The sequence below is a fragment of the Paenibacillus sp. ACRSA genome, assembly GCF_022346845.1.
In the GTDB taxonomy this organism is placed as follows: domain Bacteria; phylum Bacillota; class Bacilli; order Paenibacillales; family Paenibacillaceae; genus Paenibacillus.
On the sequence record NZ_JAKRNP010000003.1, the window covers coordinates 458,184 to 483,051 of the forward strand.

General features: G+C 46.1%; 16 protein-coding genes. 8 read left to right on the top strand and 8 right to left on the bottom strand.

Going from position 1 to position 24,868, the window contains the following annotated elements; genetic code table 11:
• Positions 1–201 precede the first annotated feature (201 nt).
• Positions 202–1,176, top strand: a complete 975-nt coding sequence (locus MH215_RS11665) for a ring-cleaving dioxygenase (protein WP_239290330.1) — start codon at positions 202–204, stop codon at positions 1,174–1,176.
• A 353-nt stretch (positions 1,177–1,529) separates the two neighbouring features.
• Here the strand turns inward: MH215_RS11665 and MH215_RS11670 are convergent, their stop codons facing one another.
• Together MH215_RS11670 and MH215_RS11675 are read right to left on the bottom strand one after the other, a co-directional pair.
• On the bottom strand, positions 1,530–2,378 hold the full coding sequence (locus MH215_RS11670) for a hypothetical protein (protein ID WP_239290332.1): 849 nt from the start codon (positions 2,376–2,378) through the stop codon (positions 1,530–1,532).
• Positions 2,379–2,579: 201 nt separating this feature from the next.
• Positions 2,580–3,857: a methyl-accepting chemotaxis protein gene (locus MH215_RS11675; RefSeq protein WP_239290334.1), complete on the bottom strand. Its 1,278-nt coding sequence runs from the start codon at positions 3,855–3,857 to the stop codon at positions 2,580–2,582.
• A 361-nt stretch (positions 3,858–4,218) separates the two neighbouring features.
• On the opposite strand from MH215_RS11675, the gene MH215_RS11680 reads away from it, so the two are divergent.
• A complete protein-coding gene (locus MH215_RS11680) occupies positions 4,219–5,640 on the top strand; it encodes an aspartate ammonia-lyase (protein WP_235540455.1) in 1,422 nt (473 codons plus the stop codon).
• 163 nt (positions 5,641–5,803) lie between these two features.
• Here MH215_RS11680 and rpoN read toward each other — a convergent pair whose 3' ends face one another.
• Entirely contained in the window at positions 5,804–7,111 is a 1,308-nt protein-coding gene (gene rpoN, locus MH215_RS11685) for an RNA polymerase factor sigma-54 (RefSeq protein WP_239290336.1), read from the bottom strand.
• 162 nt (positions 7,112–7,273) lie between these two features.
• Complete coding sequence (gene pruA / locus MH215_RS11690) at positions 7,274–8,821, bottom strand: L-glutamate gamma-semialdehyde dehydrogenase (RefSeq protein WP_239290338.1); 1,548 nt, start codon at positions 8,819–8,821, stop codon at positions 7,274–7,276.
• A gap of 422 nt (positions 8,822–9,243) precedes the next feature.
• Here pruA and MH215_RS11695 point away from each other — a divergent pair, with 422 nt between their 5' ends.
• On the top strand, positions 9,244–10,167 hold the full coding sequence (locus tag MH215_RS11695) for a proline dehydrogenase family protein (protein WP_239290340.1): 924 nt from the start codon (positions 9,244–9,246) through the stop codon (positions 10,165–10,167).
• A 535-nt stretch (positions 10,168–10,702) separates the two neighbouring features.
• The gene (locus MH215_RS11700; RefSeq protein ID WP_239290342.1) at positions 10,703–12,556 is read left to right on the top strand and encodes a sigma-54 interaction domain-containing protein; all 1,854 of its coding nucleotides are present in this window, start codon (positions 10,703–10,705) and stop codon (positions 12,554–12,556) included.
• A gap of 300 nt (positions 12,557–12,856) precedes the next feature.
• Here MH215_RS11700 and MH215_RS11705 read toward each other — a convergent pair whose 3' ends face one another.
• The gene (locus tag MH215_RS11705) at positions 12,857–14,926 is read right to left on the bottom strand and encodes an nSTAND1 domain-containing NTPase (RefSeq protein WP_239290344.1); all 2,070 of its coding nucleotides are present in this window, start codon (positions 14,924–14,926) and stop codon (positions 12,857–12,859) included.
• A gap of 592 nt (positions 14,927–15,518) precedes the next feature.
• Positions 15,519–17,189, bottom strand: a complete 1,671-nt coding sequence (locus tag MH215_RS11710; RefSeq protein ID WP_239290346.1) for a PucR family transcriptional regulator — start codon at positions 17,187–17,189, stop codon at positions 15,519–15,521.
• Between the two features lie 189 nt (positions 17,190–17,378).
• On the opposite strand from MH215_RS11710, the gene ald reads away from it, so the two are divergent.
• Positions 17,379–18,512 (top strand): alanine dehydrogenase, encoded by a 1,134-nt coding sequence (gene ald, locus MH215_RS11715; protein ID WP_239290347.1) that lies wholly within the window; start codon positions 17,379–17,381, stop codon positions 18,510–18,512.
• Positions 18,513–18,696: 184 nt separating this feature from the next.
• Here ald and MH215_RS11720 read toward each other — a convergent pair whose 3' ends face one another.
• Entirely contained in the window at positions 18,697–19,614 is a 918-nt protein-coding gene (locus MH215_RS11720; RefSeq protein WP_239290348.1) for a PD-(D/E)XK nuclease family protein, read from the bottom strand.
• An 802-nt stretch (positions 19,615–20,416) separates the two neighbouring features.
• Here MH215_RS11720 and MH215_RS11725 point away from each other — a divergent pair.
• Entirely contained in the window at positions 20,417–21,100 is a 684-nt protein-coding gene (locus MH215_RS11725; RefSeq protein WP_239290349.1) for a protein kinase family protein, read from the top strand.
• Between the two features lie 231 nt (positions 21,101–21,331).
• Here the strand turns inward: MH215_RS11725 and MH215_RS11730 are convergent, their stop codons facing one another.
• Positions 21,332–22,228 carry a helix-turn-helix transcriptional regulator gene (locus MH215_RS11730; RefSeq protein WP_239290350.1) on the bottom strand — a complete coding sequence of 299 codons (897 nt, stop codon included), beginning with the start codon at positions 22,226–22,228 and terminating at the stop codon, positions 21,332–21,334.
• A 197-nt stretch (positions 22,229–22,425) separates the two neighbouring features.
• Here MH215_RS11730 and MH215_RS11735 point away from each other — a divergent pair, with 197 nt between their 5' ends.
• Together MH215_RS11735 and MH215_RS11740 are read left to right on the top strand one after the other, a co-directional pair.
• Entirely contained in the window at positions 22,426–23,313 is an 888-nt protein-coding gene (locus tag MH215_RS11735; RefSeq protein ID WP_239290351.1) for a sugar phosphate isomerase/epimerase family protein, read from the top strand.
• 84 nt (positions 23,314–23,397) lie between these two features.
• Positions 23,398–24,477: a Gfo/Idh/MocA family protein gene (locus MH215_RS11740; RefSeq protein ID WP_239290352.1), complete on the top strand. Its 1,080-nt coding sequence runs from the start codon at positions 23,398–23,400 to the stop codon at positions 24,475–24,477.
• Positions 24,478–24,868 lie beyond the last annotated feature (391 nt).

A 24,868-nucleotide genomic window follows, 5' to 3' on the forward strand; every position in this document is an offset into this window, starting at 1 on the left:
CATCCGGGCTGACATTAAGATTCCTATCCGTCATCAACTTACCTGTTGCTTTGTCATTATCTTTATGTTAAGATAAATCCAAGAACAAAACAAACTAAAAGTTAGTAACTTAAATTAGTTCACGATAAAATAAAACGACAAACCCTTCTCATCTATACACAGAGCACTGTATTACATCCACACTATTTAGGAGGAATTCATATGTTAATCAAAGGACTTCATCACGTATCGGCTTTAACTGCACGCGCTTCTAATAACTATCAATTCTATACCAATGTCTTAGGTCTTCGCCTGATCAAAAAGACGGTCAATCAAGACGACGTATCTGTATATCACCTCTTCTATGGCGATGAGAAAGGTAACCCTGGCACTGAGCTTACCTTCTTCGAGATCCCAATGGCTGGTGAGACACGCGAAGGCGTGAACAGCATTTCAGCAACATCCCTGCGTGTCCCCAATGATGCAGCCCTTACGTACTGGCTACAACGTTTCGATGAGTACGAAGTACCTCATGGCGAAATTATTGAGCGCGGTGGTCGATTAACCCTTTCCTTTACCGACTTTGAGAACCAGCGTCTGATTCTCGTCTCAGATGAACATAATTCAGGTGTCCCTGGTGGAAAACCGTGGGATCGAAGCCCTGTACCTGCTGAATTCGGTATTATTGGTCTTGGTCCAATTCATCTGACGGTTCAAGATGCGTCGCTGACAACCCCGGTCCTTACAGATCTACTTGGCTTCCGCTCTAAAGGTTCATACCCTGCTCTCGTCGCAGGTCAGCCCGACATTCTGGTCTTCGAATCCGGTGAAGGTGGAAGCGGCTCTGAAGTGCATGTCGAAGAACGAAACGACTTGCCGATCGAACGTCCTGGTCGCGGAAGTGTCCACCATGTTGCCTTCCGTGTAGAAAACGAGGAAGAACTGAAGCAATGGGTAGACCGTGTAAGCAACTTCAAATTCCCGAACTCAGGTTTTGTAGACCGCTTCTACTTCCGTTCCCTGTATTTCCGAGAAGCCAATGGCATCCTGTTCGAACTTGCCACTGACGGCCCCGGCTTCGATACGGACGAAGAACTTGAATTTCTCGGTGAATCTCTAGCCCTGCCACCATTCTTGGAAGGCCGCCGCAAAGAGATTGAAGCACAACTAAAACCACTTGATACCGTTATTCGTTAATCTAATGGCGTAACTATGTTGAAAAAACGATTATCGTCTGTCTCCCATACCACTACTATCATGTGGTGTGGGAGGCACAATAATCGTTTTTATTTGCATAATGGTTCGTTTTCTTATTAATCCATCCCCCGGTGCAACTTTGAACGATTTGAGCGTTGTATTATTATGGTCTATGATTCTGACTTCCTGCGAACCGCCGAGCTCAGCCAACTCAAGGTGCAGTTGAGGTTTGTTTTTAGACAGCACAAAATGAGGCTGAACTTCCCGATTTTTTTCAGCCCCACTGTTCATGTCGTACAGTTCATTCAATTAGGTTAGTCTATTGAACCTCACAATCAACTTTTAAATAGCTCTTAATCAAAGGACTCTTCATATCCATCTTCGTATTCTTCATTCGTATAGTGCACGTTCACCGCTTTCCACTCGCCATCCTCATAGCCATAAGCGAACTTCAATTCACCGCCATACACGGCAAAACCGTAGGCACCCGATACGGATACAACCAGCTGTCCGTTCTCCAAACCATAATAAATGACATCACCAAACAGAAGTTGATCATAGTATTGCAGTCCTTCTGTGTCTTCCACTATCCGAATGGGATCACCCTTAACCCCATCAATGGACACGTCAATTGCCACCTGACCTGCCGTAATATTAATATTCGATTCCACATGCTGCTTCACAATATCTTCTAAAGATTGCATCTTCATGACTTCCAACGTTTCAGGATGAATAATGTATGCCTGACCTAAATAAATTCCCGTTCCATGACCTTGCGTAAACATAACGACAATCTCTTTTTGCCCATCACCGTTCAGATCAATCTCATGTATTTCCGGTTTGTTGCTTCCACCCTCTGCTGTCCAATCACTGAACTCGCGAGTTTTACCGTTTGCTTCAAGCACTAAGCCTTTATATATATATCCAGAACCCTCTACTTGCATTGGGTATAATCGGATGGCATCATTTTCTGGAGCTACCGACACATATTCCTTGTTGCTTGGCGCAGATGTCTCCATGTGGAGTGAATGATCTTTTGTTGTTTCGATATCAGAAGCCACAACCGCTTCGGTCTGGCTGGAATGCTCATCTATGTTAAGCTGTTTTTGTTGTACATTGGTTGTTTTGGCAGCGGAAGTTGTACTAATTGTAGCTACCGCCAAAATAATCATCAGCAGGATACCTGTCCAAGTCGTTTTCAATATACTGGGCTCCTTCTTTTTTCATGGAATATGACTATTATACCGTCATTTATCGCCCAAGCGTTGCGTTTTTGTTAATGTTTAATAAAAATATCTTTACAAACTTTTCATTTTACGAAAGAACGTTCGGGTTTAACCAAAATAAGCAAAATTATAACGTTTCTTTTAGCAAATAAAGTAAAAAAACACTCCAGACACAGCTCAAGGCTGCATCCGGAATGCTTTTGTCTTGTCCATCAAACGATCAGTTAACTGTCTCAGCTCTTCAGCAGAAGAGGAGATTTCCTCCATAATCGCCGTTTCTTCATGTGCAGCGCTCATAATCCGTTTGGCTTCATCCGAGAATGAACCTGCTTTACCTTGGATTTGCTTCACATGACCATGTGTCAATTCTACGCGTCCCGTCTGATCTGCGATTTTGAGGCCGATATCATGTGCACCTCTCATGAACACTTCCACAGATCCCGTTAATTCCTGCAACGTCTGATCTACATTAATCGTCCGCTGGGATTCATTCACGACAAGTCCATGCTGTTCGTGAATCAATTGAGCAGTGTCTCTGATCCGCTGCTGGACTCGGCTAATTAATTCGTTAATCCGATGTACGGAATCTTTACTCTCGTCCGCGAGTTTGCGAATCTGCTGTGCAACGACAGCGAATCCAGCGCCTTCTTCCCCTGCCCGTGCAGCCTCAATGGATGCATTAAGGGCAAGCAGCCCAGTTTCTTCTGCGATATTCTTAACGGATTGTGTAATTGCCTCAATATCCGAAGCTTCCTTTTCAAGCAGAACCATAATGTCACGAGAACGGTTATGCGATACAGCCAGCTCGTCCATCCCTTTCATCAGGGAAGAGAAAGTCTCCTTCGTATGCTCTACCGAACGTTCCATCTGACCGGACATTTCAGCCATGCCCATGGACTGATTCTGCATACGTTGAAAATCGCCAAGCATCTCGTCGGCAGTCACTAATGATTGCTGAGATGTTACTTTTTGCTCCTCTACGCCGACAGCGATGTGATCTACCGCATCTGACATCATCTCTATTTGCTCAGCAGCCTGTGTAATAGCTTCACTTAGGGACTGGGCATTCTGGGATGTTGTCCGTGTACTATCCGCAATATCGTTCACAATGCCACGTAGATTCGTAACCATCGCCCGAAAAGCATCGTACAGAACTGTAAGCTCATCAGCGGCACGCCGTTGTGGAATTTCTGTAGTTAAGTCTCCAGATGAAACTTGCTGCGCTGCTTTGGCCAGACGTACAATCGGACGTGTCAGCCACCGTGATGCAAAATAACCGAGGATGCCGTTCCAGCATACCCCCATCACAAGAACAACTGAAATGTATAACCAGCTGGGAATATCGAATGAGAACCAATCCTGTAAAAAAAATATAAAAAAGCCGCTAGTTCCATATGTAATAATTGAAATCAATACCAGACCTGCGACCGTCTTTGCGCCTAAAGTCCATTTCATATTCGCACCTCGTAGTCCTTTTTTCCTATTTTACCAATCGTTATCTAAAATACATGTGATATTTATCACTGAAAACGCTATTGTGAATACCCTTCCATCCTTATAGCGCATAATTTATAAGATGAATGATTCCCCCTTCAACTCGTGCACAAAACAGGTACATCCGTCCCTATCGCATGTTATAACCTTATATCATCTCATGTTGGCTTCAACGTCGGGTAGTATTTTTAATTTAAATTATTTATCGGAATTTAGGGTCAAATGATTTAGCTTGGCATCCATTTTGCTTAAATGATATACTGAGTGCGCTTTGGCTATGCCAGAGTTGACCTATTTTTGGATGCCACTGGAGGCGAACGAAATGTCCACAAGGACTGAGAAAGACTTTATCGGTGAAAAAGAAATTCCTGACTATGCGTACTACGGAATACAGACGGTACGGGCAGTAGAAAACTTCCCCATTACCGGCGTTCCCGTGCATCGCGAACTGATCACGGCTCTGGCTGCTGTTAAGAAAGCAGCGGCAGTCACGAATATGGAATTAAAAATGCTGCCACGCAAAATTGGCGATGTGATCGTCATGGCTGCTGAAGAAATGATGAAGGGTCATCATATTGATCATTTTATTGTAGACTCCATTCAAGGTGGTGCAGGCACCTCCATGAATATGAATATGAACGAAATTCTTGCCAATCGTGGACTGGAGCTGCTGTTGCAGAACAAAGGAGACTACTTCCACTGTAATCCCAACAATCATGTCAATATGTCCCAATCAACGAACGATGTCATTCCTACAGCCCTTCGCATCGCAGCATATCATCTGTCGGAAACCTTGCTGAAGACAATGCAACGGCTTCAGGATGCCTTCCGTAAGAAGGAGCAGGAATTCGACGATGTTGTCAAAGTAGGACGTACCCACCTTCAGGATGCGGTGCCGATTCGACTTGGACAAGAATTCGGTGCGTATGCTCGTGTGCTTGGACGTGACATGGAACGTCTCGATTTTGCTAATCGCCGCCTGTTGACCATCAACCTGGGTGCTACGGCTGTAGGTACAGGTCTGAATGCCAAGCCCGAATACATCGTTAAAGTTACAGAGCATCTGGCGGATATTACGGGATTGAAGCTGCAAACGGCAGAAGATCTCGTAGATGCAACTCAGAATACAGATGCTTACATGGAACTGTCCGCTGCGCTTAAAGTATGTGCAGTCAATCTCTCCAAAATCTGTAATGACATTCGTATGATGGCTTCAGGTCCGCGTGCAGGCTTCAACGAATTACGCCTGCCACCGCGCCAACCAGGCTCATCCATTATGCCGGGTAAAGTGAATCCTGTTATGGCAGAAGTCATTAACCAGGTATCCTTCCAGGTCATGGGTAATGACCATACCATCTGCATGGCTTGCGAAGCAGGTCAATTCGAACTGAATGTCATGGGTCCTGTCATTGCGTTTAACTTGTTACAATCATTGAAAATTATGAATAATGGTATCGACGTATTTACCCGTTACGCTGTCGAAGAGATGGAAGCAAATCGGGAACGCTGTGAAATCATTATGAAACAGAGCTTCAGTGTCATCACAGCTCTCAACCCACACCTCGGTTATGATGTGGCAGCCTCAATTGTAAAAGAAGCATTGAAGACAGGTGCTTCTCTGCAAGAAATCATTCTGGAGCGAGGTCTATTGACCCCAGAAGAGCTTGAGGAAATTTTGCATCCAGAGCAGATGACAACACCAGGTATTGCTGGGGAGCGATTCCTGCTTAATATGGAGCAATAGTCCGTTTTTTTAAAATTGTTCAAACGACTCGCCATCTGGACAGAACACAACAAAATATAAAAATTAACAGCCCCCATAGACCGGTATGACTCGGTTAATGGGGGCTGTCTATCGTTATGGTGTGGTTCAATACCGAACCACTGTAGTAATATCCGTTGCTTATTTATCCCCATCGCTTGCGCTCAAGCGAGGATAAGATCTGCAGCTCTTCCCTGTACTTCGCGACCGTTCTACGCGAGAGGATGATGCCCTCCTTTTGCAGCAATGTAGCTAAGGCACTGTCGGAGAACGGGCGATCTGCACGTTCCGTAGCAATCAATGCTTTTAACCTCAACTTTACTGCCGATGCCGACATCTGTTCTCCCTGTGTTGTTGCAATGCCTGAAGTGAAGAAAGCCTTCAATTCAAATACGCCATGCGGCGTTTGAACATACTTCCCGTGGACGGCGCGACTTACTGTTGACTCATGCATGCCAATCTTGTCAGCAATAGCTGTCATGCTCAGTGACTTTAATCCAGATAGCCCCTCAGACATAAAGCGTTCCTGCTCCTCCAGTACCGCTGCCACCACGCGTATTAATGTCCCCCGCCGCAAATATACACTACGAATGATCGCTCTTGCTTCTGCTGTACGTGCAAGCCAAGACTCATCCGTAGAAGGATCTCTGAACCAATGAGCGTACTCTTCGTTAATAGATACTCGCGGGATACCTGCTGAGCACAGTCGAATGCAAGTCACTCCGTTTCGAACAGCTACAGCCACATCCGGAATGATATAGTGCGGATATTCCTTGGAGCCGATGGAGCGGCAAGGCTTAGGGTTCAAACTCGAAATATAATCATAAGCCTTCTGCGCTTGTTGAGAAGTGATCGCTAACCTTGTACCTGCTCGGCCTGGATGGAAGGGAACTAAGGCTTCCAGTCCTGCCTCCACCATCTGTTCCGCATAAGGAGCAGCAGATGGATCACGCTTTATCTGCAGAAGCAAGCACTCGCATAAACTACGGGCACCAACACCCGCCGGATCGAGCGATTGCAGCACATCCAGTCCTGCCATCGCCGTATCCATGGATATACCAAGTAACGAAGTCACCTCAGTCAGATCAACCGTGAGATAACCCTCGTCATTGACACAACCAGCCAAATATATTGCAATTGCTCTCCGCCGCGCAGACAGTGCGAGTACACGAATCTGTGACGTCAACAACTGTTCAAGCGTAGGTTCAGCTCCTCTGGCCTGTAGTAACGGATCATATGAAGAGCTTCCCCCACCTCGATTCAGCCGCACAGGGAGGCGAGCTACTCGTGCTGTGGTTTCTTCAATCTCAAGAACGGGATTATCTGCTGCTGCATCCTGAAGATAACGAGCCAAATCCTGGCTGGACAACGTTAATACTTGAATGGATTGTTTCATCTCTGGTGTGATGGACAGTCGTACACGCTGCTCCTGCACCAACTGCATTCCAAGCATCCGTCTCCCTCCTTAGTGGCAGTGTGAGAACTTATATCGAGGCACGAGCATATTCATTTTGAGCACGTATTGGTGTACATATTTTGAACACATCATAACACAAGAATCTAGAGCGCATGCCCTTAAAATGCGTGTTCAAAAAGGACGGTGCTTAGCACGTATTTAATATTTCTCCGACACCAGCTTCGCTTGGGTAAATAGCAATAGGTAGTCTTTGCCGCCTGCTTTGGAATCCGTACCCGACATATTGAATCCGCCAAAAGGATGAGTGCCCACCAACGCGCCAGTACATTTGCGGTTAAAATACAAATTACCTGCAAAAAACTCCTGTCTAGCCTGCTGTAAATGCTCACGATTCCGTGAGATTACCGCACCGGTCAGACCATAATCTGTATTGTTGGCAATATCCAGAGCATCCTGGAAGTCCTCTGCTTTAATAAAGGCAAGCACGGGGCCAAAAATCTCTTCCTGCGCAATGCGAGCCTGTGGATCAACATCCGCAATAATAGTCGGTTCGATAAAGTAACCTTCTGCACTGCCTGTTCCACCGCCCAGTACCAACCTTCCTTCGCTTTTACCTATTTCAATATATTCATTAATTTTGGCATATGCCTTGTCATCAATGACAGGGCCAACCTGGCTATTTACTTCGAGCGGACTTCCCATCGTCAACTGCTTCGTGCGCTCAATCACTTTTTGCAACACTTCATCATATACATCCTTATGAATAATGGCGCGGGAACAAGCAGAGCACTTCTGACCTGAGAAACCAAACGCAGATGCGGTAATCGATTCTGCTGCAAGCTCCAGATCGCTATCATTATCAACCACAATGGAGTCTTTACCGCCCATCTCAGCAATAACCCTTTTGATCCACTTCTGGCCTGGTGCCGTGCGAGCCGCACGCTCATTGATACGCAGTCCAACATCCCTTGAACCTGTGAAGCTAATGAACCGAGTCAACGCATGATCCACCAGATAATCACCGACCTCACTTCCTGGCCCTGGCAAATAATTGACGACTCCGTCTGGCAATCCCGCCTCAGCCAGCAACTCCATGAACTTCGCCGCTATTACTGGCGTTGTGCTAGCTGGCTTCAATACAACGGTGTTGCCCGCAACGAGTGCTGCTGATGTCATGCCTGCCATAATGGCGAATGGGAAATTCCATGGTGGAATGACAATCCCTACGCCAAGCGGAATATAGGTTAGCTCATTATCTTCTCCTGCAATTCGTGTCAGTGGCTGAGGCTGACTCAGCCGCTGCATATCACGGGCATAAAATTCCATAAAATCAATCGCTTCCGCTGTATCTGCATCTGCTTCTGGCCATGTCTTCCCCGACTCATATACAAGCCAAGCAGAGAATTCATGCTTCCGGCGACGCATAATAGCTGCCGCTTTGTACAACAACCGTGCGCGTTCATTCGGGTCTGTATGCTTCCACGAACGGAATGTCTCTGCCGCAGTCTGGATTGCTTGCTCTGCCAGCTCCTGATCGGCTTGATATATCGTGCCAATGATCTGCTCTTTATTGGCAGGATTCACGGAGGTTAATGTGCGAGAGCTAGTTACCTTTTGCCCGCCTATGATCATAGAATATTGTTGCCCTAACTCCGATTCCACCTGACGAAGCGCATTCTCAAAAGCCTCTTGGTTGGCCGGGTTAGCAAAAGACGTAAAGGGTTCGTTCACAAAAGGGATATTCATAAAATAATTCCTCCTTCAGGATGTGATATATGTTCAACAAAAGATTGTTTACACTGACCACTCCGATAACAGAACAACCTTCCGATCGCTGTTATCCCCAGATTCCTTTTAATTCCTTTTTTCAAAGGGGGAATCCCGGGATAAAGGCGAACGCTCCGCTTCTTCAGGTTATTTCTGTCCTCTCCGTTTTCGTGTAAACCGTCTAGTTGAACCTATATAGATTCGCTGGTTGGGTCTCATCCAATATATGTAGCAAGATCCGTGCCAACTCCGGTTGAGGTAGGAATATTTTTTTATAGTTTTTTGTGAAATTAGGTGGTTTACAGATGTCATTGATGATGCACACGTCCAACGCTACAGATTGGCATGATTCTTGCTAGATATGTTGGTATCAGGAGCATGATTCATAAGGAGGAAGCAGGATGAGTATTGGAACGGAGATGTACCGCAAAACGCTGTTAACTGTTGCAGGCAACAAAGCTGTAGAGAATTTATCTATTAAATATGGGAAAAAGCTCGCTGGGAAGTTTATTGCCGGTAATACACTCGAGGAAGCCCTTGAAGAGATCCGGATACTCAACAAAAAAGGCATCATGGCGACCCTTGATCATCTCGGAGAAGGGATTACTCGTTTGAGCGAAGCAGCATTGTATCGGGATGAATATCTACGACTTGTGGATGGTATTGCTCGTCAGCAGGCAGATTCAAACGTATCACTGAAACCTACACAGATGGGGCTTGCCCTTGACCCGGAAGAAGGTTATCAGAATATTCGCGCAGTTGCTGCACAGGCGAAATCACATGATCTTTTTGTGAGAATCGATATGGAAGACAGTCCGTTTACCCAAGCGACGCTGGATATCGTTCGCCGTCTGCATGGTGAAGGACTGGTGAACACAGGTACGGTGCTACAGGCGTATTTGCATCGAACAGTAGAAGACACACGGGATATGATTCGGGAAGGGATTCGGCTCCGGCTGGTCAAAGGCGCCTATAAAGAACCTGCTGAGGTGGCCTACCAAAATGCATCCGAAGTGATTGAACAGTTCAAATTGATGATTCGGCATCATCTCGACCAAGGTGTCTATACCGCTGTTGCATCACATGATGATCACATCATCTCATGGACGAAGCAATACGCGAAAGATCGAGGAATTTCGCCAGATGCGTATGAATTTCAGATGTTGTACGGCTTACGCATGAGTGAGCAAGAGCGATTGGCGCAAGAGGGATATCGGATTCGCTGTTACGTTCCCTATGGAACGATGTGGTACCCTTACTATACTCGCCGACTGGCGGAGAAACCGGCTAACCTCTGGATGGTTGTCAAAAATATGTTCAGATAATACGTGTTCACTTTCATCTCATGCCAGCCTGCATCTCTCAAGGTTGGCATGTTGGCATGTTTCTTCGCGCTTCCTTCGCCTTTCCTCATGTTCGCCATGTTCCTCCTACCCATCTCATTTCACAACCCCCAACAATGTCTAAAAATTTAACATCCCCAAATTGAAGTGTACAAATAGTTAGACACCTACCGGTAATCTCTTGCAAATCTATCCTAAACATATCCGTAAATTATCTAAAAATCAAAACAATATGATGTTACATTTTATAACTTGTATATCACCTTTTATAACGCGAGAACAACGTCATATCAGCATTTTTACAATTCATATCATTTTGTAAACGCATACTTCACCTGATTTATATAATCTGCGACGTAGCTCCTCCATACCTAACCATTTGATGTCAAAAAATATATACATACATCATTTGGAAAGTTATAATATGTTTAACTTATGGGTGTCCTATCCATTGGTTATAGAAGGACTACACATACTTCCTTTTAAATAATGCAATGTTCTAATTGAGGTGATCGTATTGAAACATTTACTTCCCAATCTGATGTCCTTATTACGCACTGACCTCATCATTCAGGGCGAGACCATTATGGAGTATACTCATCGAATAGCTTCACAACCAACTCACCGTGAAACTTCTCAGGGACCAGTCTTTGTTCGCGATACGTCAGGATATTCGTGGATACCCCAAACGTCCGAAACCGATAAGGCTCCATCCCATAAACGAATACCTATACCAACAGTCTATTCATCGACGGAGCTGGCAACCTGCCTGCCTCTCTTCTATGCCAGTCCATATGTATTAATTCAAGACGAAGCAGAACACATACTCGGTTATATTGCCGCAGCCGATCTACTGCAAGAGATGTATCATGCCCATCGCCTTTTGGAAGCTTACTTTGAAACCACACTTGAAACAGCAGGTACTGCACTCACTTTAATTAATGAGGAGGCAAAAGTAGCCTACTGGACATCCGATGCAGAGCATGTATTTTCGATTCGTAGAGAAGATATCATCGGCCAGCCCGCTGCGGATTTTTTCCCACTTGACCGACTTCAATCACTCAAAACTCTCTACACCGGCGAAACCGTATATCGTAAACAGCATCAACCGAGACCTGATCTATTCGCTTTAATCAATGCACGTCCAGTGTATCTGGATGGCCAAATTGTTGGAGCAGTCGCAGCTGAAGTGGATATAACAACTGAAATCCGACTTCACCAGGAATTGCTGCACATGACCTCCAAGGTTCAACATCTAGAAAAAGCTGTCGCCAGGCTGCGTCCGGACGTAGATCCCTTCGCCAAAATCAAAGGCAGCAGCCCAGTCATCAAACAATGCCTGGAAACAATCCGCAAAATTAGCACCACTTCAGCGACAGTACTCATTCTCGGGGAGAGCGGTACAGGTAAAGAGCTATTTGCCAAAGCCATTCATGATCTACGCGAATTACAAACTGCACCTTTTGTCGCCATAAACTGCGGTGCCATTCCTGCTTCTTTGTTCGAAAGTGAATTGTTCGGTTATGAGAAGGGAGCCTTCTCCGGGGCTGATCCGAAGGGCAAGAAGGGCAAAATTGAGCTTGCAGAAGGCGGAACATTATTTCTAGACGAGATCGGCGAGATGCCGCTGGAGCTACAAGTTAAGTTACTCCGTGTCTTGCAGGAGAAAAGCTACTTTGCCGTAGGTGGAACACGCATGAAGCAGGCGAATTGCCGGATCGTTGCAGCAACCAATCAGAATTTAAGGGACATGATCGCACGTGGTCAGTTTAGAGAGGATCTATACTACCGGCTGAATGTCATTAATCTCATCATTCCTCCGTTACGTCTACGGAAGGAAGATATTTATGAATTAACACAGACCTTTTTGCAGGAGTTCTCTTTGTTATATAGCCGGCATATTGAACTCGTACCTCCAGCCGTGTTCAAGCTGTTATTCGAATATGACTGGCCGGGTAATGTAAGGGAATTAAGGAATGTCATCGAACGAATTACCATCCTCACCACGGATGGCGAGGTTAAGGCAGATTATCTACCCGAATCGCTACTTATATCGATGAACCAAGAACTGATCAACAACAATCAGCAGGCGCTATCTCTTAATTCTTATGCAAGTTCAGATGTTGTTCACTCAGAGACACAAGTCAGCGGGCTTCATGCTACTGATGCTACTGATGAAACTAATTTGGAGACGTTAGGAATGTCCAGCGAACCTTCATCCTCTTCTTATCAGGATCGGCTTGATGCATTTGAATCAGAGCTATTACTCCAATATCTACAAGACGTGGGAGGAAACAAACGCACCCTTGCTCGTCAGCTCGGCATCTCAAGAGCAACGTTATACAATCGGATGAAGCGGCTTGGTCTATAATTCATTTCCAGATCTGGCTAAGGGTACGAAGGGCGACTAAGGGGTACCTGTTTGAGGACTTAAGTCTGAGGGCTCTGCTGCGGTACGAATGGCCATGTTAGACAACACCCCGCTATTCAAACCTGAATCGTTGTAAGTTCCATAGAAATAAATAAGTGCTCACACCAAACACGCAGTAACGGTTTACTAGCCTCCACTGCGTGTCTTTTTGTATTTATTTATTCATGCATTCATTTCTTCAACTATGCATCAATTCATTTTTTTCAACTACTCTCGATTAATCCTAACGCGTATCCTGACTTATAACACCCGTGCTAACCGCTTCAGGGCAGCTCGTAGATGACGATAAAAGGTCGCACGACTCATGGAACATACCTGTGCAGCGGCAGTTGGATTGCCAGCATGTGTCCAATAGGCAGCATACAGCAGCAACTGATCCTGCTGACAGATACCATGCGTTCTTCCCTCAAGTAAGTCCAGCACATACACCTGAAATTGGATGCCATTCTCCATACTATTCATTCGCTCCGCGTAAGGTTGCAATTCTCCAGGAGAATGCAATAGCGACAGCATTTTGCGGACGTCCGTTTCCGTCCACGGCGTTCGTTCCTTAACCGTCGTTGTATGGAAGGAACCGTTAGCTAAAGTCTCTGTGTTCAGCAGAGACATGACCCAATCCCCGAATCTCTCTTTGCGCAGATCCAATTCTAATACGTCAGCTTGCTCGTCATACAGGTCACACACACGGGTACGCGTTTTTCGCATTTGAAAACCAATACTTTGCAGAAAAAGCTTAAGATTCGAGTTAGTGGCCACCAGCATTACTCTAGCCCCATCCCCAAGTAATGACAACCGATCCAGCGCCATATAACCAACAAGCTCTTCACGCTTATATCCGGGTACATCATCTCTAGCCGCTACCAAAACCGCATAATGTGTATCCGCCTGATTTGGGTCAACCTTCATTTCACCAGACGTGAAACACTCCTGCATTTCATCGGGAAAATATTTCAGTAGAATCTCACTGCTCTCCTGGTGCAAAAAAACAGTAATGAACATCGCAATCGGTTCACCGCTCTTATCCCGCATGACCACAATGCCTTCCGGGTATCGACGTGCCAATTCGTCCAGAAAATCACGATATAGCGGTGCCTGCCAAGGTTCTACGCTATATTGGCACCATTGCCACAACAGCTGCTGAAGTGACGGCATGTCTTCCTTCCTCATCGCCTCCATTGGCGAGAACAGGGAGTCAGCAGAAACATCTGCGTATTTTCGGTGTTGTAGCATGGACTCTTGGCATAATAACAGCATTTTTCTCGTGATCTGATTACGCTCATGCGGCTTCGCTTTTTCATGCAACGGTCTCAGAATACCTGCAATGCGAACACGCATAGCTTGCACTCGTTGCGGTTCTCGTTGACGGAAATCCCGCAGTAAATGTAATCGTGCTAGATCATGTAAGACCACACCGCTCGGGTCAGAGCGAATAAACGACATCCGTTTCAGAACCTGGTATTCCTGTAGCGTCACTTCTGTTTGCAGTACAGAGGATAACAATTCTTGATTCGCGGTCTCTAGTAAGGTTAACACCTCTACCATCGGTTGCAAGCTGGGCAATGTCAGTTCATGCAACAGACGGGCACTGACCATATGTGATAATTCAGCCCATTCCCTCAGAGGTATATTACAATGCTGATCTGCCGCTTCTACGGCCAGTGCAAGACCCAGCGGATGACCATCCGTCATACGAGCGATCTTGCCTGCCATATGGCGATTCAACGTACCCACACCTGCAATATAATTCGTTACTTCTTCATCTGTGAAATGCTGCAGCGGCATCTGAACTAGACATTGTTGTAAACGGGGATGTGTCCGCCAAGTTGAAGCAGGCTCTGGTCTGGATGCCAAAATAATAAGCACACCGTTAGCTGGTATTTTATTAACAAATACCTCAAGAAACCAACTTTCCAACAAAACCAGTTCCTCATAGTTATCCACCGCAATAACGTATCGATTCCGAGCAGATGCAGTGCGCAGACGACTTAATGGCGGACAATCCCCTCCACTCTCCATCGTCTCCAGTCCTACCGCAGAAGATAGATAATCCAAGAAAACCGAAGGGGTCGAGCCACAGAATCTACCATCCATCCAGATTGCAGTTGCCTCCCGATTACGAGATACAGCCATCATTTCCGAGAGCAAGGAGGATTTTCCTATGCCCCCCATTCCCGTTATCGAAAAAATAGTGAGCGGCGCTACCGAATCGGCAAACCATTGATTCAACATATTCAATTCTCGAATTCGTCCGACAAATCGTTTACCCTGACCAAAATAACTATCATATCGTGATTCACCACTGTTTCCCATCTATGTCCTCCGTACTAGTACTAGTACTTTCAATATACTTTATTTTTCAATCAAATTGAGACTATATTGAGACGCATAATCAAGTATAAAATGATAAAATCTCGATAAAAGCCAAATTATAGAAAAGACTTCATTACGGACATGTAAACGTTTAACAACGTATTGATGAATGCATTCCACTGATCAACTGATTTCGAATTTCATGCTTCCCTTTCATCATCTATACTTCTCGAAATTCTCGGAAAGGCGGATTTGTGTGAGAAAAAACCTCGATATCTGTAATCTGAGCGGGCAAATCGGAATCAATCCAGAGCAATTAAATGAGTGGATTCGCCAAATGAGGACTCTTTCCTCCAAGACGGAGACTTCGGAAGCCAAACGCGCTTCATCCCCGTATCGTTTAGTGGCGCCCCCCTTCCTATCACTTGCTTCTATCACCCATCAACCGAAATTAAAACGTGGACGCCGTATGATACTACATAAGCCCTTTCTGACTACAGAAATGCAACACACATACCGCATCAGCAAAAAATGCTAAGCCATCGTTTGGAACCAATGGAATGAACACTCCCTAAGCTATGCTTCTTAGGTTCTAACGACGGCGAAGCGGTTCATCCTCAATCATCGCATGGGCGAGAAGCGCCATCTCCAGACAGATTCTTCTCCCTTGATCCATGAAGTCCGAACCAAGCAACTCCTCTAACTTCTCCAACCTGTTATATAATGTCTGCCGATGAATAAATAATCGGGCAGCAGCATCCCGTTTGGAGCCAAAACTACGTAGATAAGCATCAAGTGTTACGACCAGCCGGAGATGATATGCACGATCATGCTCGATCAGCACACCCAGATGGTCATTGACGAATGGTTGCAGAAAGGATTGAGGCAAAGCTTTTAACATTTGATATATACCCATACGTTCGTAGAAATGGATATGTTCCATCTGATCTACAGTTCGTGAAACTTCAATGACTTGATATGCTTCTTGGAGACTATCATGCATTTCAGTCAAGCGGCTTCTTAACTTGCCAAAACCTACACGAATTGCGACTTGCTTCAGATTGCGACTCGCAAATCGTGTAATATCCCCAACAATACCTTCAAGTGCTCGAAGCAGCTGATCACGCGTCGACAGGTTAATCTCTTCCTTCGCACAGCTCAAGTATACCTGATTATTCTTCAGCATAATTAAACTCGTTAAATTGTTCTTTTTGAGCAAGGAGCGGAGCAGTACGAGAATATCTTGATGGTTAGCTTCCATTCGTTCCCGACCTGTTCCCTTCCATTGATGCTCAATCTCCATGACCCCTCCTGCGAACCAATACTGTCCTTTTGCCAGCAAACGTAATCCCATCCGAGTCTGCGCCTGCTCCTCTTGATGAATATTCCCGTTCATCAGATCCTGGATCAGCTCATTTTGGTTCCGCACCATCTTTTCCTCTAAGAACTGGGATCGTAAGGTGAGCGTTGCTGCGGCTTTGGCTGTGTAATCCAACAGCAGTTTGAGATATTCCACAGGCGCTGTTGGATGGACAAGCATACCTACCGCAGAGAAAACCTGACCGAAACAGACAACCGGATGGCAGAGCAGCACATTGTCCTCATCCAGATGGAACCATAATTCTGTATCAGAATCATTCAGATCCAGATGCTCCACCTCCTGCTCATACCACGTATAGATGGCCTGTTCAGACTCAGGTGGCAGATCTGGAACGAAGCTCCCTGGCTCCATTGAGGAAATGTACACCACCGATTTGGCCGCATAATCATGCAATAGGTTCATGACTGCAGACATATCTGTACTTTGAATTGTTAACTGCTGAAGTTTGCGAGAGTATGACTCCAAACTTTTGAGTAACTGGTGTTGGTGATTAATGAGTAGTGAATGAATATCTTGTGTAATCTCGACAAAACGGACCGGTTGTTCAAATACAATCAACGGAAAGTGATGCCGGTCAGCCAGTTCGATTAATTGTTCAGGAATGCTGTAGATACTTGTGCCAAACTCCACGCATAGCCCTGCTGCCTCACTCCCAATTAATTGCAACAGGTATTCCTCACGACCCTCTGCCGATTGAAGCCATAGTCCAGTGGATAAAATAAGATCATGAGGGCTAACAAATGGAGAGACATTGGTAATCTCCAGCACATGAACCCATCCAACCTGCCGAGACAATCCCTCTTTACCTGCTGCAAGCCTTGCTCTGTCAAAAACAGGACGATCCAACATATCCTTTATCGTAAACACACGATCATTTCTCAATATCGGCTCTCCTAGATGTCATTTTTTCTTACATTATAATCGAAAGACAAATGTCCTGAATAGACTTTCTCGACAATATGTTGATGTTTTCTTGAAAAACATAGACATTAAGCAAGGTGCAAAACGACGACTCAAGTCATAAACTTGTAGTATAAGCTAACAACCAATAAATGGACGAGGTGCATGGTGATGAGAATCGGAATTCCCAAAGAAATCAAAAACAATGAAAACCGAGTTGCAATAACCCCTGCTGGAACCGCTGATTTCGTCAGAGCCGGTCACCAGGTGATGATTGAACAAGGTGCTGGACTTGGCAGTGGCTTCACAGACCAAGAATATGTAGTGGCAGGTGGAGAAATTAATGAGCAGGCCGCGTCGATCTGGGCCGAATCCGATATGATCATGAAGGTGAAGGAGCCTCTTGCAAGTGAATACGACTACTTCAGACCGGGTCTCATCCTCTTCACCTACCTTCATCTTGCCGCAGAACCTGCTCTCGCCAAAGCTCTAATAGAACGTCAGGTGACCGCTATCGCATATGAAACGCTGGAAGTAAACGGAACACTTCCTCTACTTACACCGATGAGTGAAGTGGCTGGGCGCATGTCAGCCCAGATCGGAGCCCAGCTTCTAGAGAAAACCGAGGGCGGTAAAGGCATTCTGCTATCCGGTGTACCTGGTGTTAGTCGCGGCAAAGTTGTCATTATTGGCGGAGGAACGGTTGGAACCAATGCGGCCAAAATTGCCATTGGACTCGGAGCTGACGTTACCATCCTTGATTTGAATCTGAATCGGCTACGCCAGTTAGATGATATCTTCGGTAACCAGATCCATACGCTGGTGTCGAGCCCATCCAACATCGCAGCAGCGGTAGCATCAGCCGATCTGCTCATCTGTGCGGTGCTGATCCCTGGTGCCAAAGCTCCCACCTTGGTCAGTGAGCAGATGGTTACGACCATGTCACCTGGCTCGGTCATTGTGGATGTAGCAATTGATCAGGGTGGAATTGTCGAGACCATTGATCATATTACAACCCATGATGAACCCACCTATGTGAAGCATGGAGTCGTTCATTACGCGGTGGCTAACATGCCTGGTGCAGTACCGCGTACATCAACGGTGGCGCTCACTAACGCCACCATGCCTTATGCACTGCAACTCGCGAGCCATGGTGCTGCTGCAGCGATTCGCGGTAGTTCGTCTATTCGCAGCGCTGTTAACGCGCTGAATGGACATATCACGTATGAGGCTGTTGCCCGGGATCTCGGGCATGCCTATGTCCCTACAGGACAGGCGCTGGAGAATGCAGCCACCGTCCAATAAGATGACAGCTCACGGAGGACCCGTGGCGGTCAGATGATCTTGAACATTATCGTTCCACAGGCTCTCTCCTTAAACCTGTGGAACGTAATAGAAGCGCCGGTCTGGGCAGTATTGTCCAGATTGGCGCTTCTAGTTTTATTTTGCAATATACCGTCCATACATGTCCCAGAACTACTCCCCTGGCTCAGACAGCACGCTCACTGCATACCTCTCGGAAATTGCAATCCCGGCAGGCACGACGCGAAGGCATCGGTGTGAAATACGAGACGTCCTTCGGACGATTATAGTATTCATCCGCGACACAAGACCGCATCTCTTCAATATAACGTCCAACGTTCTCTTCCACTTTCGCTATATCCTCTTCCGTTGCCGTATACTGTTTGTGTGTCCCTGTCAAAAGGTACTCCACTCTTAGCTCAATCTGCTCTAATGGAACTTGGTAATGCTCCTTGACATAGGATGCGTACAACATCAGCTGATCGGAGAAATCGTCCTCTTTGCCTGTCTTCCAATCAACAATGACAATGTTGCCATTACGACGGCGGTACAACAAGTCCATCTTCACATATACACGGGTGTCGTGCAGCAACATGGTATCCCATTTCTCTATTTCCAGAATCGTTGTGCTAGCGCGTGATAAGTCCTCCCACGTCAGAGTCTGATAGAGATTACTAACACAAGCAGAGACACGCTCCTTAATCGTAGCAATTCGGTCGTCCAACGTATCGTCACCGTAATACATTTCAGATAACATCACACGATTCTTCGGATCTTGTCGCCACTGATCTTGATCCATGGATTCCATGTACGCCTGATTGAGCAATTTGCGCATCATCTGCTCCAAGAAATGTTCACGCGGCTTATCCTTATCTTCCTCTCTGCTGCGTACCGCAGACTCACACATCCGGTGGGCTAGATCACCAAACACCAAGTATAGATTGCTTAACTGCTTCAAGCGGTATAACCGCACCTGCATCTCATCCGCTGTTTCCGTTTTCCAGCCGTTATGCGCTCCGTAATAATGATAATAATATTTGCGCAGGCACTCATCGAACATGCTTGCCCGCGACTGCGAGTAAGACCACTGAGGGTATTGTGCCATAAGTTAATCTGCCTTTCTGTATAACAGGATCTGTGTACATAGTGTAGGTTGCGTACGATCTGTACAAGACCCCTGTATGTGATTGTTCAAAAAGTCCACTTTTGATTATGAGCAAACTTGGGAATAGATACGATAAATGATTTCACTTCATCATACCCGTGTCTGAAAATCCGAAGAACCCCTAATATGCCGATTTTCGTTCTAAGCCAGGAAGTTTTCCGCAGGCGTGCCAGAGCACGTCAAGGGAAAGTGACTCAGCAGGGGGCGAAAAGGCAGTAAAAAATTTACTCTTCAGCGAGTTTTCAGAAATGTCCTAACGAACTCAGGTGAGCTTATCACCTATATTTGAGCCATATTGAAATTATAACGAACTCCAGCAACCTTATTTCACGAAAACTGTTAATAATGTGCTCTGATCTACTCCTTATAACTACAATAAGGTGTCCTGAGTTCGCTAAATACCGGGTAAGTGCCATATCTGAGAAATAGCGTGTCTCATGTTCGTAAGATATAGGTTCGAGCTCATTTCATGCTACTCATGCCGCAGCAGAGCTAAAATTGTGAGCATGATGAAACATTAACGTAACTCGCTGGTATCTCAATTTTACAACTTTTAATCTACTGCCGCACTAGTTACATCTTTTCCGTTTTAGTGAGTTATGCCTTTCCGTTTTTTTCTTATACCCGCAACCGTTTCCGATGATATCCGTATCGTTTATATAATATCATCATGCTGAGCACAAGTTGAGATGTATTCATTTGAATGAGGATTAGAGGCATATCCTTAAAGGAGGCACCACCCATGAATCGACCGGATTGGTTCCAGGCAGAAGAAGCGTTACAACAGATCCAAGTCATCGGAAGCGACCGGAATGAGCTTGTAGACATCATTGGCCAAGTGGAAGGCTTGCAGTGCATCGGCACAGGTACAGATGCAGCCGTATTTACGTATCACGGCTTGCCACAATACGCCTTCAAAATGTACTCGGATCATGCCCTGGACAAGTTACAAAACGAAAAGGAAGTATACGAGCAGCTCAAAGGTTTACCTTATTTCCCCACCTATTATGGCAGCGGCAGGAATATTCTCGTTATTAGCTACGAGCCTGGGGACACACTGTTGGAATGTCTGGAGAAGGGCATACCCGTTCCCGAGCAAGTCATGCTTGATGTGGACGCAGCTCGCGAGGCGGTTCGTAGTCGTGGACTCAACCCGCGGGACATTCACTTGAAAAATGTGTTACTCCAAGAAGGACGCGGTAAGGTTCTGGACGTATCTGAATACATTCAAGACGGTAACGATCATCGCTGGGAACACCTTGTCTGGGCGTATCATAATATCTATCCTCGGATTAAGGGGACACCACTGTCTCCACGCATGCTGCAAACGATCAAATGGGGGTACAACCAGCTGGATCAGGCCAACATTAAGCTGGACGACCTCTCCAGAAAAGCCAACCGGCTATTCTCCCGATTTATGAAGTAGTCTTATGATTATTGTTATAGTTACAAGCTACATTGCAATAACATCCGTTAATTCAGCCTAGCTTCGCTTCGCTAAACTAACTTACACGATTCCGACGGGCATTCGCAGATTGATGCGAGCGTCCGTTTTTTTCTTTTTTTCATCGGCTAGAGTAATGAATACCCATCACTATTACCCATTACACCACCTCAATACCTCAATACATCCATCCAATAATCAGCTCCAAAGCGCCTAACGTTCCTTCTCTAACCGCCCTTGTGACGGGGTCACTCCCTTATGCTTTTTATATAGCTTAGTAAAATAATTGGCATTCTCGCAGCCAACTCTAGCGGCAATCTCAGTTACGGTTAGACTGCTCTCACGCAGCAGCCGCTCCGCTTCTGTCATTCTGCATCCATTCACATATTCAACGAATGTCCGGCCGGTTAGTTTTTTGAACATTTTGCAAAAATGATATGTATTTAGCCCAACCTGAGCCGCCGCTTCGGTCACTGTGATTTTGGATGTTGGTGCCGCTTCGATCTGTTCAATTAATTCCTTGAATCGTTCGCGATTAGGAAAATAGGATCTCGCACTTCGCTCTGATCGTTGCTGGGGCAGAAACGTACGGGCAAGCATCGTGAACAGGGCATGCAATTTCGACTTGGCAACAAGCTGATAAGCCGGCGGCCGTAAGGACATCTCTTCAATTGCCTCATGCATCAAGGTGTAATAGGTAAGACAGACCTGGTCCTGATCGGCAGGCTTTACCGGGAATCTCACCCTCCCCTCCAAATAGGGAGCCACATACTGTACATGTACTGGATCATGCAGAAAATCCTGAAACAGGGCTGGATTCACCACCACCGAGTCGTATTCCACATCGCCCTCCTGGGCCGCGTATCCCACATGCAGCGTGCCGCCTGGAATAACAATAAGCTCGCCGGCCTGTGCCGTATAGGGTTTACTATCAATATGAAAAAGGACACTGCCCTTCCGCATTAAAATAAGTTCAAAATGCTCGTGCCAATGTAAATATAAAATACATTCGCCGGCTTTCATCTGCTTGAATCGATTCTCAAAGAGTTGAAATGGATGCGATTTATGGTCAATCCGGGTATTTTCGTGAAGCGCTTTCAGGTCTAACATCGTCATAAGCTCCTTCCCCACAAAATCGGACTAATATTGCACAAGATTGTATAGAGCGATCTGGGCAGATGCCCGGCTATAATGAGTTTGTCAGTCAAGAACTGTACATGGTTGTTCAGAAGATCGGCTATGGATCACAAAGAACACCTCGATCATTTTGAACCTCACTATAAGCCAATATTGGAGTGATTACAACAATGAATAATCCATTACGTATAGGTACCTTGGTCGGTGGAGGAGATGCTGTTCGCGTTATCCCACAGATTATGCAGCATGGTTTCGAATCATTCAATCTGACCTTCTGGCAAACGACAGGAGATCTGGATCTAACAGAGACAGCCAAACGTGTCCGTGAGATTGTAGACGAACATAATGTGGTCATTTCTGCGCTTAGCGTGTTCGGTAATCCACTTACTGGAGCTGGCGATAACGCAGATACCCTGGCAAGCTGGGAGCGCGCTATCGATCATGCCCATCTGTTCGGCGCAGATATCGTCTCGGGATTCACAGGACGACTGACCGATCAACCTATTGATCAATCCATACCTAAGTTCAAAGAGGTATTTGGAGAGTTAACACGCCGAGCGGCAGAGCGTGGTGTACGCATTGCATTTGAAAACTGTGATATGGGTGGAAACTGGCAGACAGGGGATTGGAATATAGCACACAATCCAACGGCATGGGAGATGATGTTCAACGCTGTGCCGGAGGACAACATCGGATTAGAATGGGAGCCATGCCACCAGATGGTCAGCCTGATTGATCCGATTCCTCAACTGCGCAAGTGGGCACCTAAAGTGTTCCATGTCCATGGTAAAGACGCCACCATTGCTTGGGATATTGTGAAGCAGCATGGCGTGCATGGACCGCATGAATTTGTATGGCATCGCACACCGGGTTTCGGAGATAGCAACTGGTCGGATATTATCACGATTCTGCGGCAGCATGGATACCAAGGCACAATTGATATCGAAGGCTGGCATGATCCGGTCTACAAAGACGAACTAGAGATGACGGGACAGGTGCATGCCCTTCGTTATCTGAAGCAATGTCGTGGTGGGGATTTTGTACCGAATCCAGTCTAGGCTGAAGGAGTATCCGAGAATATCCTCCGCTAGGCACAGTTCATACATCAATGAAGATCATGAGAAGCAAGAGGAGATGATAAGGTGACTCAACAACATCGGGTCGTTATCGCCGGCTGTGGTGCCATGTCCAACACTTGGGTAGATTACGCTCTGGCTAGACCGAACACAGAGATTGTCGGGCTTGTCGATCTATATGAGCCTGTAGCGACAGCACTTGCAGCAAGACACGGTCTAACCTGTCCAACGTTCACCGATATTCGCGAAGCCATCCGGGCTACCGATGCAACAATTGTATTCGACGTCACCATTCCGGCTAGCCACTACGGTATATCGATGGCGGCGTTACAAGAGGGCTGCCATGTGTTTGGCGAGAAACCACTGGCTGAATCATTCGCAGAATGCGAGGACATCGTGCAAACTTCACGAAGCACCGGTCGTATTCAAGCTGTCATGCAAAATCGCCGCTTCGATCCACGTATTCGTGCCTATCGGCAACTGATAGAGGATGGGCATATTGGTAAAGTAGGATTTGCCGGAGCTGATTTTTTCCTAGGGCCTCACTTTGGTGGATTTCGTGACGTAATGGATAGTCCGCTGTTACTGGATATGTCCATACATACCTTCGATCAAGCTAGATTAATTATGGGGGCTAATCCTGTATCGGTTTATTGCCACGAATTCAATCCTCTAGGCTCTTGGTATACGGGCAATGCGATGGCACTGTGCATATTCGAAATGTCCGATGGCTCAATCTTCAACTATCGGGGTTCCTGGTGTGCCGAGGGTTCACCCACTTCATGGGAAGCATCGTGGCGTGTTACCGGGGAGAAAGGAACCGCCATCTGGGATGGTCATGACGCCATCTATGCAGAGGTCGTTGCAGCGGAACAGCGGGAGGCTGATGGCAAACTGTCGTTCTTGCAGCCCTATGAACGAATCGAAGGAACACGGCCTGTGATGGAGAAAACTGGGCATCATGGCTGTCTTGAGGATATGTTCTCTGCGCTGGAGACTGGCCGTCTTCCCGAAACGCACTGTAGCGATAATCAGTACAGTATGGCAATGGTGCTTGCTTCTCTCGAAAGTGCCCGCACAGGTCAGAAGGTGCTGATTGGGGATCATCTAAAAAAACCTAAAATATCGACTGAATCGACGAAATAACGTCTCTGTGATTCGTTAAATATCAGATCCGGGAAAAACGAAGCGAATAGCATGTGTCAGGTTCGTTATATCAAAATAACGCTAAAGGGGATGCCCCTCGTCATGTTCATGACTTGCGGGACATCCCCTGGGTGTATTTATAGAGATAGCTCTAATCTATATAAATTGAACTAAAGAATAGTTACACTTGGCACTTTGATGACAGAATAACTTTCCGATCGCTGTTATCCCCAGATTTTTTTGATTTCCTATTCCAAAGGTAAAATCCGGGGATAGCATATGCTTCCGATGCAGCTTTCTTTCAGAAAGCTTCCAGCCGACCGCTTCGCCAACAAGAGATTTTCATTCCAATTGCTCATGAATTTGAGATGTTCCAGAACACGAGAACATT

Coding starts and splice junctions, on each gene's coding strand:
- MH215_RS11665 (WP_239290330.1), top strand. CDS start 202: ATGTTAATCAAAGGACTTCATCACGTATCGGCTTTAACTGCACGCGCT.
- MH215_RS11675 (WP_239290334.1), bottom strand. CDS start 3,857: ATGAAATGGACTTTAGGCGCAAAGACGGTCGCAGGTCTGGTATTGATT.
- MH215_RS11680 (WP_235540455.1), top strand. CDS start 4,219: ATGTCCACAAGGACTGAGAAAGACTTTATCGGTGAAAAAGAAATTCCT.
- rpoN (WP_239290336.1), bottom strand. CDS start 7,111: ATGCTTGGAATGCAGTTGGTGCAGGAGCAGCGTGTACGACTGTCCATC.
- pruA (WP_239290338.1), bottom strand. CDS start 8,821: ATGAATATCCCTTTTGTGAACGAACCCTTTACGTCTTTTGCTAACCCG.
- MH215_RS11695 (WP_239290340.1), top strand. CDS start 9,244: ATGAGTATTGGAACGGAGATGTACCGCAAAACGCTGTTAACTGTTGCA.
- MH215_RS11705 (WP_239290344.1), bottom strand. CDS start 14,926: ATGGGAAACAGTGGTGAATCACGATATGATAGTTATTTTGGTCAGGGT.
- ald (WP_239290347.1), top strand. CDS start 17,379: ATGAGAATCGGAATTCCCAAAGAAATCAAAAACAATGAAAACCGAGTT.
- MH215_RS11720 (WP_239290348.1), bottom strand. CDS start 19,614: ATGGCACAATACCCTCAGTGGTCTTACTCGCAGTCGCGGGCAAGCATG.
- MH215_RS11725 (WP_239290349.1), top strand. CDS start 20,417: ATGAATCGACCGGATTGGTTCCAGGCAGAAGAAGCGTTACAACAGATC.
- MH215_RS11730 (WP_239290350.1), bottom strand. CDS start 22,228: ATGTTAGACCTGAAAGCGCTTCACGAAAATACCCGGATTGACCATAAA.
- MH215_RS11735 (WP_239290351.1), top strand. CDS start 22,426: ATGAATAATCCATTACGTATAGGTACCTTGGTCGGTGGAGGAGATGCT.